The sequence below is a fragment of the Streptomyces sp. NPDC047002 genome (assembly GCF_040704505.1).
In the GTDB taxonomy this organism is placed as follows: domain Bacteria; phylum Actinomycetota; class Actinomycetes; order Streptomycetales; family Streptomycetaceae; genus Streptomyces.
The window spans coordinates 134,247-146,758 of sequence record NZ_JBEYWC010000011.1 but is presented as its reverse complement, the minus strand read 5'-3'; the positions used below and the strand labels follow the sequence as shown (position 1 = coordinate 146,758).

At 70.8% G+C, this 12,512-nt stretch carries 4 protein-coding genes; all 4 read right to left on the bottom strand.

The features are described from left to right. Positions 1 to 22: 22 nt before the first annotated feature. The 4 genes from AB0910_RS13680 to AB0910_RS13665 all read right to left on the bottom strand — a co-directional run bounded on the left by AB0910_RS13680 (position 23) and on the right by AB0910_RS13665 (position 12,419). Positions 23 to 1,288 (bottom strand): acyltransferase domain-containing protein, encoded by a 1,266-nt coding sequence (locus AB0910_RS13680; RefSeq protein WP_366744753.1) that lies wholly within the window; start codon positions 1,286 to 1,288, stop codon positions 23 to 25. A gap of 47 nt (positions 1,289 to 1,335) precedes the next feature. Beyond that, a complete protein-coding gene (locus AB0910_RS13675) occupies positions 1,336 to 2,427 on the bottom strand; it encodes a cytochrome P450 (protein WP_366744752.1) in 1,092 nt (363 codons plus the stop codon). 120 nt (positions 2,428 to 2,547) lie between these two features. Next, positions 2,548 to 4,248: a thioester reductase domain-containing protein gene (locus AB0910_RS13670; RefSeq protein WP_366744751.1), complete on the bottom strand. Its 1,701-nt coding sequence runs from the start codon at positions 4,246 to 4,248 to the stop codon at positions 2,548 to 2,550. Beyond that, entirely contained in the window at positions 4,245 to 12,419 is an 8,175-nt protein-coding gene (locus tag AB0910_RS13665; protein ID WP_366744750.1) for an amino acid adenylation domain-containing protein, read from the bottom strand. The genes AB0910_RS13670 and AB0910_RS13665 overlap by 4 nt, the downstream gene beginning before the upstream one ends. Between the last annotated feature and the right edge of the window lie 93 nt (positions 12,420 to 12,512).

Sequence of the window (12,512 nt, the reverse complement as noted above, 5' to 3'; positions counted from 1 at the left end):
GCTGGACTCCCGTGGTGGCGCATCAGCGTGCGTGTGTCTGGGCGGAGACGACGAGTCCGGCGAGGTCCGCGAGAGTGGACTGGGCGACGAACCGGCCGTCCTGCGCCGATTCGCCCAGCCCGAAGTGGGCCGCCACCTTCGCCACCATTTCCGCCCGTTTCAGGGAGTCGATCCCGAGGTCCGCTTCGAGGTCCGCGTCCGCGGTGATCACCTCTACGGGGTATTCCAGCGCCGAGGCGTACAGCTCCCGCAGTTCCCGCAGCACCTCCTCCGCATCCACGAACGGGGCTGTGACCGGCGCCGCGGCCGGGGCTGTGACGGGCTGCGGCACCGGCTCGACGGCCGCGGGCGACTCGGCGGGCGGACGCGGCACGGAGGCCGCACCCGACGCAGTGCTGTCCGTCGTGACCGAGGGCACGGTACGCCGCACCAGCCCCGACAGACCCGCCCTGCCGCACTCAACGAACCGCTCCGCGCCGTCGGCGTGGAGGTGTCGCACCGCACCCAGGAAGTCGACCGGTGCCGTCAACTGGCGGACGAGAAGCGCCTTGAGGTCCGTGTCGTCGTGCACGTATCCGGCGGCGACGGGCGAGAACACGCGCAGCCGCAGCGGCTGCTGCCGTATCCCGGTGACGGCGGCGGCGAAGCGCTGTGCCGCCACGGCGAGCATCGGACCGTGGAAGGGGTAGGGGGCGTTGAGCGGGGTTGCCTGCACATCAAGGGCGGAGGCCACCTTCCGCACGGCGGCCAGCGCCTGGGCGGGGCCGGAAACCACCGTCTGGCGCGGGGCGTTGGTGACCGCCAGCGCCAGCCCGTGTTCGTCGACCGCGCCGACGAGGTGGGCGGTGCGGGCGGCGGAGAGCTCCAGGGCCAGCATGCCCCCGGCCGGGCAGTGTGCGGCCAGGGCCTCGGCGCGTTGGGCCGTCAGGCGTGCCCCGTCGGGCAGGTCGAAGGCCCCTGCGACGGTCAGCGCCGCGATCTCGCCCATACTGTGCCCGACCAGGACGTCCGGTGCGCCGTGCCGCTCAGCGAGGTGGCAGCCGCCCGCCCCCGCCGCGAACACGGCCAGTTGGAGCGCGAAGGGATCCTGGCGCACCAGCTCCGCGGCATCGGGCGCGTCGGTGCGGGTGAGCAGCGTGGTGACCCCCGGGCGGGAGAACTCGGCCGCCACCCGGTCGACGGTGTCGAGGATCTCCCTGATCCGGGGGTTGCTGGGATACTCGTCGGCGAACAGGCCCGGGGTGTATCCCCCTTGTCCCGGCAGGAGGAAGACTGAGCTGACCGGCATGGTGTGTCCTTCGTCGGAGAACGGGCTGGGATGGGAAACGCGGTCGGTCACCAGGTGACGGGAAGCGCACGCACTCCGTAGAGGACCATGTCGTGACGGAACGGCAGGTCTTCGAGGGAGCTGTCCAGGCGGAGCGTCGGCACCCTCTCGAAGAGTCCGGCGAAGACGGTGCTCAGTTCGACCCTGGCCAGTGTCAGGCCGATGCACTTGTGGAAGCCGTGTCCGAAGGCGACGTGTGCCTGCGGGTCCTTGCGGTGGATGTCGAAGGTGTCGGGCTCCTCGAAGACCGTGGCGTCGCGGTTGGCCTCGTTGATCATCACGAGGAGCCCGTCGCCGGCCCTGATGCGCTGACCGGCGAGAGTGAGGTCCTCGGTTGCGGCACGCGGCAGCCCCGCGTGGTTGATGGACAGGTAGCGCAGCAGTTCCTCGATGGCCTGCGGGTAGAGCGACGGGTCAGCCCTGAGGTCGGCCAGCTGCGCGGGGTGTTCGAGGAGAGTGGCCGTGCCGAGGCCGATCATCTGGGCCATGGTGTCGTAGCCGGAGAGCAGCAGCAGCGCGGCAAGCCCGACGAACTCGTCGTGGCTGAGCCGGTCTGCCTCCTCGTGCGCGACGAGCCGACCGAGCATGTCGTCGGTGGGCCGCTGCTCCCGCGCCGTGACCACCTCGTCGAAGTAGGCCATGAGGTCGCGGGCGGCGTTGCCCGCCTGCTCCGGGGTGCTGCTGCGGTCGAGGATGACGTCGGTGAGCCTCACGAAGATGTGGTGGTCCTCGTACGGCACGTCCAGCAGCTCGCACATGACGGTGGCCGCCATCGGGAAGGCGAGCTCGCGCACCAGGTCGGCCGAGTTGCCGCGCGCGACCATGGCTTCGAGGAGGTCGTCGAGGATGGCCTTCATCCGGGGCCGCTTGGCCTCCATCTGCGTGATCAGGAACTCCCGCGTCACCAGGCGGCGCAGCCGGGTGTGGTCGGGCGCGTCCTGGTTGAGGAAGAAGCCCGGAGGGATCGGTGTGTCGCCCGATATGTAGGACGGGTAACCGGGCGTCTTCGGGTCGGAGCTGAACCGCAGGTCCGTGAGAACGGCGCGGGCGTCCTCGTGCCGGGTCACCACCCACACGAGCTCTCCGCGAGGGGTACGCACTTGGAACACCGGTTGCTGAGCGGCGAGTTCACGATACCGCGGCGGGGGGTCGAGGGGATGTCTGCGCGGTAGCGGGAAGGCGGGTGCTGTGGTCATCGAAGTGGTCTCCACTTATTCGGACTACGGGATCTGGTGGTGTGCCGCGTCGGGCGCAGGCAGGAAGCCGGTGCTGACGAAATGGTCGAGGTAGAGGTCGAACAGCTCGCGGTCGACGGGCTTGCAGCTGATGCCGGAATCGTCCAGCGCGGAACGCAGGTGATCGGTGGCGAACACCGGCCTGCTGCCCTCGTAGCCGACCTCTTCGGCCGGCTCGTCCTTGCCGAACAGTGGCAGATACACGGCGAGTTCGTTGTCCTCGCCGCGCTCCACCGCGGCAGCCAGCTCCCGGTACCAGTCGCTGTAGTCGAGCCGGCGCAGCCGGTAGCCGTAGCCGGTGATGAGCTCGAAGATGTCGGTCATGGCGGTGGAGCGGGCGCTCGGCACGTTGAAGACCGCCTGTTCGCTGCCTCCGCCCAGGGCGATGTGGGCGACCGCGGCGGCGCAGTAGTCGACGGGCACCAGATCGAGGAAGAGGTCAAGGTCGAGGTACGCGCCGAGCTGGATGCAGCCCTTGATCAGGTGGTTGATGAAGGTGTCGGACGAACAGGCGCCGGTCGCCTGGGAGCCGGTGACGGCACCGAGGCGGTACACGTGCGCCGGCACGCCTCGTGCGCGCGCCTGGAGCATCAGGGTGTCGGCCACCCACTTGGACTGGCGGTAGCCGCCGACCACGTGTTCCGTCTCGGTCAGCGGGCCCTCCCCCCACGTCTGCTCGCCGGGGCGGCCGGGGTAGACACCGATGGTGGAGACGAAGTGCACGGCTTTGATCCGGGAGCGGCAGGCCAGTCGCAGCACCTCCCTGGCCCCGAACACGTTGACCGGCTTGATCTTCGGGTACGGCACGATCCAGCTGGAGATGGCGGCGTTGTGGATGATCAGCTCCACGTCGGCGGCGAGCCCGGCGTAAGCGGCCCTGGTCATCCCGAGGTAGGGGCGGCCGGTGTCGCCGGGAACGCCCGCGATACGGTCCATGTCCCCGTCGCGCAGCAGCCCGTACTCGGCGAGATTCTGCCCCACCCGCTCGGCCGCCTGCGCGGCCCCGTCGGCGCGCACCACGACGTGCACGATCGCCGCGGACCGGTCCAGGAGCTCCCGCAGCAGGAACGCGCCGGTGTAGCCGGTGCCGCCGGTCAGCAGGACGTGGCGGTACGGGCCCCGGGTGGCGGGAAGCGCACCCTCCTCGGGTGTGATGTCCGCCGGGAGCACGGCGTCGGCGAGCATCACCTCGGCGCCGACACCGCGCGGGTTGCCCGCGCCGGTGACAGCCGGGTCGGCCTGTGAGCTCACCAGCCGGGCGAGTTGGGCGACGGTGGGGTCTTCGAACATGCGCCGCAGGTCGAGGCGGACGTCGTAGACCTCTCGTACCTGCGCGGCCATCTGCAGCACTGTCAGGGAGTCCCCGCCCAGGTCGAAGAAGTCGGTCTCCACCCCGACCTGTGCGATGCCGAGCAGGTCCTGCCAGATCCGGGCGAGCTGTGTCTCCACCGCCGTACGCGGAGCCACGTAGGCGGTCTCGGGACTCTCGTCGGCGGTCAGCGGGGGCAGAGCCCCGCGGTCCACCTTGCCGTTGGGCAGCTTGGGCAGGTCGGGCAGCACCACGAAGTGGGCGGGGACCATCGCGTCGGGCAGCTGGTGCCGGGCGTAGGCGCGCAGCGACGAGCGCAGCCCGGCCGCCCAGGCGGAGGTGAGAGGGTCGTTGGCCAGTTGCCGGCTGGTGCTCATACCGTGTCCTCGCGGTCGTCGTGGGTCTGGCTGTCCTGGCTGCCCGCGGGCCTGGTGAACACCGCGTCGAAGGTGTCGAGCCGTCCGGTCCGCCCCACCAGCGTCCGCACCTCCAGTCCCGCTTCGGCGGCGAGGCCGTGCAGTTCTTCGGGGTGAACGCCCGGGTCCTGGTCCAGCTCCCACAGCACCCGGTCCAGGTCCCAGGCCGTGGCCGCGACGTCGAGTTCCGCCAGGGCCCGCACGGCCGACGAGACCTGTGTGAGGCGCCGGTTGGGGAGGCCGGTCACCTGCAGACCGTCGTCGCAGGACGCCAGCCGGGCCCGCACGGCGTCGAGGCCCCCGTCGAGCTCGTCCCACGCCAGGCACTCCCCGGGGCGCCGGTCCCCGGCCTCGTCCCCGCCGACGAAGAGGGTCACGTCGTAGCGGAATAGGGACAGTTCGTTGTCGTAGGACCCGCGCTTCAGCTCGGCGCGGACCCCGATGATCCCGTCCAGGTCTTCCGCGAGCCGGTGGAAGAAGGCGGGGGACAGGCACAGCTCCCGCTCCTCCTGGAGCTGCCGTCCTATCGCGGCACGCAACTCCTCGGCGGTCTGCAGAGGCGAGGTGCGGTGCAGTTGTACGGCGGTGTGGAATTCCGGGAGCATCTCCACGGAGCGCACGTCGCCGACGAACACGGCACCGCCCGGCCGCACGGCGCGTACTGCGTCCGTGAGCACGTTCCGCAGGTAGTCGGTGCCGGGGAAGTACTGCGCCACCGAGTTGATGACGACGGTGTCGAGACTGCCGGGTTCCAGCGTGGCAAGGTATTCGGGTCCGGACTGCCGCAGCCGTACGTGGCCGGGCAGCGGTCCGCCGAGGCTGGCAGCGGCGGCTGTGAGTGCCGCCGCGGACAGGTCCACTCCGTGGTAGGCGTCGACCTCGGGGGCGAGCGAACGCAGAACGAGGCCCACGCCCACACCGATGTCGGCGACGGCCCGGGGCCGCAGCGCGCGGATCCGGTCGACGGTGTGGCCAAGCCACTCGCGCATCTCGGGCAGGGGGATCGGCTCCCCGGTGCAGCTGGAGAGCCAGCCGGCGAACTCCGAACCGCCGCCGTCCTCCGGCGGGGTGGTGTACGCGCTCTCCCAGACCTCTCCCCAGCGCTGGACGTGGGCGTCCTGGACCGCTGTGTCGGAGAGGGAGCCGGCGGGTGACACGTAGGCGACCAGCTCGGTGCCGTGGTGGGTCTCGACGGCGGTGACGGCCACCGCGTCGAGCCGGGTGTGGCGGGAGAGCACACTCTCCACCTCGTCCGGTTCCACCCGGTGCCCGAGGATCTTGACCTGGCGGTCCACCCGGCCGAGGAATTCCAGGCTGCCGTCCGGGCGCCACCGGACCCGGTCCCCGGTGCGGTAGAAGCGACCGCTTCCGTCGGGCTCCGGCACGAACCGCTCGGCGGTCAGCTCGGGACGGCCGATGTACCCCGCCGCCACGCCGTCGCCGCCGATCCACAGCTCACCAGCGACGCCGGCCGGCAGTGGCCGGCCCCGCCCGTCGACGACGCGGACCTGCGTGTTGGCGATCGGACGGCCGATGGGGATGGTGTCGGCGTGTCCGTCGAGCGTGGCGTCCAGGGGGTGCGCCGTCGACCAGATGGTGGTCTCGGTGGGCCCGTACATGTTGAAGACACGCACCTCGGGCAGGGCGTCGAGCAGGCGCCGCGCGAGTCCCGACGGAAAGGCCTCACCGCCGACGAGGAGGGAGCGTAGCGAGCGCAGCGCGCCGAGGGCGTCGGGCTCCGCCGCGACCGCAGTGAGCAGTGACGGGGTGCCCTGGAGCAGGGTCACACCGTGCCGCTCGCACAGGTCGGACAGCGAGTGGGCGCTCTCGGCGACTTCTTCCTCGTGCGCGTCGCGGAGCCGGTCCACCCAGGTCAGGGACGTGAGTACGGCGTCAGGGGCGACGCCGAAGTCGACCAGGCAGGCCACCTCGTCCACTCCGGCGGCGGACAGTTCGCGTACCAGCCCGGCGCAGCTGTCCGGCGACCCGAACAGGCCCGATGTCTCGAAGTAGCGGTCGATCGCCATGTCGATGACGGCGTCGATCTGTTCCTCGGCACCCATCTCGGGCAGGTCCTGCCCCGTGGCGGCGAAGAGGGTGCGCCACAGTTCGGTGGAACTGCGCAGGTACGCGCGGAACGGTTCGCGGGCCTGAGCCCGTGCGTCCTCGGTGTCGTCCGACATGAAGGTGTGCACCATGACGGTGACCTGGCCGGGACCGTCGTGTCCGGCGTCCGCGCGGGCCGTCCGGTATGCGCCGATCTTCCCGGCGAGTTCCTCGGTGCTCTGACCGAACAGGTGTGTCAGCAGGTTGGCGCCTGAGGCGCCGGCCTTCTCGAACGTGGCCACGGTGCCGACCGAGGTGAGCCAGACGGGGGGCTCCTCCTGCACCGGCGCCGGGAAGATCCGCACGTCGACGCTCTGGCCGCTCCCGCCGGTGCGCCGTACGGATCCGCCGCGCCACAGCCTCCGGAATTCCTCCAGCTGCTCGGCCATGACCTCCTTGCGGTGGGGGAAGTTCTCCGGGCGCAGTACGAAGTCGTTGGAGTTCCAGCCGGCGGCGAAGGCCAGGCCGGTCCGCCCGCCGGAGAGGTTGTCGACGAGCGACCACTCCTCGGCGATGCGCACCGTGTCGTGCAGGGGAGCGACGACACTGCCGCAGCGGAGCGCGATGCGTTCGGTGGCGGTGGCGAGTGCCGCCGACATCACGGACGGGTTGGGGTAGAGGCCGCCGAAAGCGTGGAAGTGCCGTTCGGGGGTCCACACCGCCTCAAAGCCGTGCCGGTCTGCGAACCGGGCCGCGTCGAGGACCAGCTGGTAGCCGTCGCGGTTGGAGGAGCCCGCGGAGGCGGCGAAGAAGAACAGGCTGAAGCCGGTGGGGCGCTGCGGCTCTGCTTGGCGGCGCACCAGGTTGCCGATGATGCGTTCACCGGCCACGACCACCTTGGCCCCTCGGGCCAGCGGCCACAGGAGTTCCAGGACGGAGATGTCGAAGGACACACTGGTCACCGCGAGTACGACATCGCTGGGTCCGCAGCCGATCCGGCGGTCCATACCGGTGAAGAAGTTGACGGCGTTGCGGTGACGCAGAGCGGTTCCCTTGGGCTTGCCCGTGGAGCCCGAGGTGTAGATGACATACGCGGTGTCGTCGCCCCCGACCGGTGTGCCCGGCGAGGTGACGGGCCGTGCGGCGATCTCCTCAGAGTCCCCCGTGAGGTCGATGACCTGTGGCGCGGCGATGGAGTCAGGGGCGCCGGGACCCTTGACGAGGCAGCTGATGCCGGCGTCGGCGGCGATGTTCTCCAGTCGGCCGCGGGGGAACGACGGATCCATCGGCACGTAGGCGGCGCCGGCTTTCATGACGGCAAGGAGGGCGGCCACCAGGTCGGTTCCGCGCCGCAGGCTGACGCCCACCAGATCGCCGCGGCCGACGCCCCGGGCGTGCAGGTGGTGTGCGAGCTGATTGGCACGGGCATCCAGGTCCCGGTAGGTGACCTGTTCGAACCGGTGGGCCACGGCCACCGCGTCAGGGCGGTCCACGACCTGCTGCTCGAACTGGGCGTGCATGGTGGCCCGCTGGTCGTAGGCGACCGTGGTCTCGTTCCACTGCTCCAGCCGGGCGTGCTCGTCCGGCCCCAGCAGATCCGCGTCGACGAGACGCCGGGCGGGCTGCTCGGCGACCGCGGCCAGGGCACGGCGGTAGTAGCCGGCGAGGCGGTCGCAGACGTCTTCCGGGAGGGCGGCCACGTCGCAGTCCAGCCACAGTTGGAGGTCCCCCGCCACTGGATCGATCATGAAGTTGGCCGCGAGCGGGTAGTTCGTCTCCGCGATGCCCACGGTGACGGCCATCGGCGTCCCCTCGCCGCGGTGGCGCCGAGCGTGGAAGTCCATGAAATTGACGTACGCGTCCAGATGCGGCCCCCCGCCGGTGTCCTGCTGCATCTGCGCGAAGGGGTACCGGCGGTGCGGGGCCGAGGCGCGTTCGTGGTCGAAGACCCGGTGCGCGGTGCCGACGAGCGTGGCCGTGGTCAGGTCGAGCCGCAGCGGCAGCGTGTTGAGGAACACCCCGATGGTCTCGTCACCGCCGGCCTCTTCGAGGCGGGCGTTGGCCACCACGCCGGTGAGCACCTCGTCGTCGCCGCTGACCAGACGCATCACGGCCAAGTGCGCGGTCGTGAGGAGCGACTTGAGGGGCAGCCCCTCGCGGCGAGCGAGCGTCCGCAGTGCAAGGGAGGTCTCGCCGCTCACCGGCACGTCGTAGCGGCGGTGAGCGGTCGGCTCGCCGCCGGGGCGCCCGCCGCCCGCGGCGGCACGGACAGGCAGCCGGGTGGGCGTGTCGCCGCCCAGCAGTTCGCTCCAGTAGGCGCGGGACTCCTCGTCGGCGAGTGCGGCACGCTCGGCGGCGACGAAGTCGCGATAGAGCGAGGCGACGTCCGGCAGGTCGAGAGAGGCACCGGTGAGCCGGGCGGCGTAGTGGTCGACAATCTCCTCCAGCATCCGCATGTCGCTCCACCCGTCGAGGACGACGTGGTGCTCGATCACGGACAGCTCGAAGGAGTCGTCACCGCAGGGATGGGCCACGAATTTCAGTAGGGGCGCCGCCTCGACGTCGAAACGGGTGAACTTGGCACGCTCGACCCACTTGGTGAGGGCGTCGCGGCGCGCCTCCTCGCCGAGGGGGCCGAGGTTCTCGCCCTCCTCGACGGGAACGGTGACCTCGCGGTGGACGAGCTGGAGCGGCTCGGAGTAGCGGGCGAGGTCGAAGGAGCAGCGCAGGGAGGGGTGGCGGCGCGTGGTGTCGTCGATCGCGGTGCGCAGGGTGTCCAGGTCGAGCGGGCGCGCCACCCGGACGCTGGTGACCACGCGGTACACCGAGGAGTCATCGGCGTAGGCCGCGTGGTACAGCATGCCGGCCTGCATGGCACTGAGCGGATACGCGTCGTCGAGGCCGTTCGGGAGCAGCGCCCGGTCCGCGTCGGTCAACAGTCCGAAGGGCGCACCGTGCCTCTGTGGAGCCTCCACCGGGCGTATGTGACGGGCGAGTTCGCGTATCGAGGGGCCCTGGAAAAGGTCGGAGACTGTGAAGGTGTGTCCGTGCCGCTCGGTTTCGGTCCGCACCCGGATGGCGTGCATGGAGTCGCCGCCGATAGTGAAGAAGGACGCCTCGACGCTGATCTGGTCGAGTCCGAGGACCGTGCACCACGCAGTGTGCAGCAGCCGCTCCTGATCGGTGGCGGGCGCGACGAGCGCGGTTTCGGCGGGTGCCTGGGGCAGCGGGAGCGCCTTGCGGTCCAGCTTGCCGTTGGGCAGGAGCGGCAGGGCCGCCAGAGTGACGAAGTGGGCGGGTGCCATGGAGGGGGGCAGCTTCTCGTGCAGTAGGGCGAGAAGCTCCGTGTCCGCGACCTCGCCCACGGGAACCACGTGGGCCACCAGCTGTCTCTCCCCGTCAGGCCACTGGGGCGCGGTCACCACCGCCCGCTCGATCTTCGGGTGGGTGAGAAGCACCGATTCGATCTCGCCGGGCTCGACACGGAGGCCGTGCACCTTGACCTGGTGGTCGAGACGGCCGCGGTACAGGAAGACGCCGTCCTGCCGTCGCACGGCTAGGTCGCCGGTCTTGTAGAGGGTGCCGGCCGCGAAGGGGTCGGGGACGAAGCTCGCAGCAGTGAGCTCCGGCCGGTTGAGGTACCCGGCCGCGACCTGGACGCCGCCGATGTGCAGCTCACCGGCCACACCGTCCGGGAGCGGCTGCCCTTGGCGGTCCAGAACGTACAGGCGGGTGTTTGCGACGGGACGGCCGATCGGCACGGGCCGCGACGCGTCCCCGGGGGTGCAGCGCCAGTGGGTGACATCGATGGATGCCTCGGTCGGGCCGTAGAGGTTGTACAGCTCCGGCGCGCTGCCGCGGCCGCCGTACAGTCCGAAGAAGCGCCCGACGGTCTCTGGGCGCAGCACTTCACCACTGCACATCACCTGCCGCAAGGCGGGCAGTTCACGGGCGGCGGGCTCGGAAAGGAAGAGGTCGAGCATGGACGGCACGAAGTGCACGGTGGTGACGCGGTGCCGGTCGATGGTCCGCGCCAGGGCCCGCGGGTCCCGGTGGGTGCCAGGAGCGGCCAGATGCAGTACAGCCCCGTTGAGCAGTGGCCAGAAGAACTCCCACACCGACACGTCGAAGGTGAAGGGCGTCTTCTGCAGGACGCGGTCCTCCGCGGTGAGCCGGTATGCGTCCTGCATCCACAGGAGCCGGTTCACGACGCCGCGGTGGGGGACGGCGACACCTTTGGGACGGCCGGTGGAACCCGACGTGTAGATGACGTAGGCGATGCTCTCGGGCCCGGACGTCTGTGGCACCGGCCTCGCCGGTGCCGCCAGGGTGGGCAGCACCGTGTCCACGGCGATGGTCTCGGCCCCGTGCAAGGCGGGCCCGGCCGCGAAAGCGGAGCGCGTCAGCACGTGCCGGGCACCGGAGTCCTCGATCTGGAAACGGAGCCGCGATGCGGGCAGTTCCGGGTCGAGGGGCAGATAGGCGGCCCCCGCCGCGAGCACGGCCAGCAGTCCGACGACCAGTTCGGGAGAACGCTCGTCGTGCACACCGACGACATCGCCGTCCACGACGCCGCGGGCCCGCAAATGCGCGGCGAGGGCGTGGGCCTGAACGACCAGCTCGCGGTAGGTCAGTGAGGTGTCCTCGGTCTCCACCGCGACGGCGTCGGGGGTCCGCCCGGCCTGCTCCTCGACGAGGAGGTGCAGCGGCTGACCCAGGTCGTAGGCCGGTGCCTGCACTCGGTCGCCGACTGCGGTTTCCTGCCGCTCCTCCGCCGTGAGGAGGGGGAGTCCGCCGACGGGGGTCTGCGGGTCCACGTCGGCGAGGGCGTCCAGGAAGGCCGTGAACCGCTCGCGGTGAGCGGCGAGGACCGCGGAGTCGTGCAGCCCGGGGCGGGGGTCGAGGGAGACCCGCACGTCCGAGCCGTCGGTGCCGCCGAAGAACTCGAAGGACAGGTCGCGCACGGGCCCGGAGGAGAGCTGGTGCACGCTCCCGGACACACCGTTGAACTCGATGTCGCCGTCGAAGGGGATGGCGTTGGCGACGATACCGGGCGCGCTCTGCACTCCCTGGGCGCGCCGCAGTTCACGGTAGAGCTCCTCGCCGCGGAACCTCTGGTGGCGCAACAGGTCGGCGACGCGCTCTGTCACGTGCCGCACGAGTTCCCGAACGGTCAGGTCGGCGGTGACCGTCAGCCGCAGCGGCAGGATGTTGGCCAGCATGCCGGGTGTGGTCAGGGCAGTGCGCGTGGTCCGGGCCCGCACCGGCATCCCCAGGGCGATGTCGGACTGCTGCGTGACCCGGAACAGGTAGGCCGCGGTGGCCGCAAGGGCCACCACCGACCAGTGGGTGCGGTACGCGGCTGCGGCCGCCCCCACCCCGTGCACGGACACCGGCGGCCGGAAGCGGGCAGCGGGACCTGCCGTTCCGGCGTGGACATCGCCGAGCGTCACCTGATCGGGCCAGTCGGCGATGTGCTCCAGCCAGTGGGCCCGGTCGCTCTCGTGTGCGGCCGACGTCTGGTACTCGCGCTCATCGTCGAGCAGTTCGACCAGCCCGGCGGCGGTCCTCGGTCTGGCCTCCGTGCCTCGGCACAAGGCCGTGTAGAGGTGGGCCAGGCGGCGCCAATACAGCACCTGACCGTAGCCGTCGAGCACGATGTGGTGGTATCGCAGGTGGAACAGGTGGTGGTCCGGCGCGAGGCGCAGCAGAGTGTGCGTGACCAGAGGACCGGCCAGCACGTCGACGGGGGCAGCGAGATCCCTTCTCGCCCATGCTTCTGCGGCGGCGCGCGGGTCGCTCTCCCCGCTGAAGTCACGTACCCGCAGGTCCATGTGCGCGTCAGCGGCCTCCCTGAGCTCCTGCCAGGGGCGGTCGTCCGGGTCGACGACGAACCGCACCCGCAGCGCGTCGGTCTCCTCGACGGCCTGCCGGACCGCCTCGGCCAGGTTCTTCTCATCAATCTCACCGGGCAGTTCGACGTACCCACCGCAGTTGTGCAGATTCCCTCCGGAATCAAGCTGGTGCGCTATCCAGACATCATGCTGCGCCGCGGACAGAGGCAGGCGCCGGACAGGGTCAGTCACGAGAATTCTCTCCGTCTTACGTGTTCCAGAAGGTGGGTGCACCGGCGTGGCTCTGACAGAGCGCACGGTGCGTCCGACCGCGCCACGGCATCA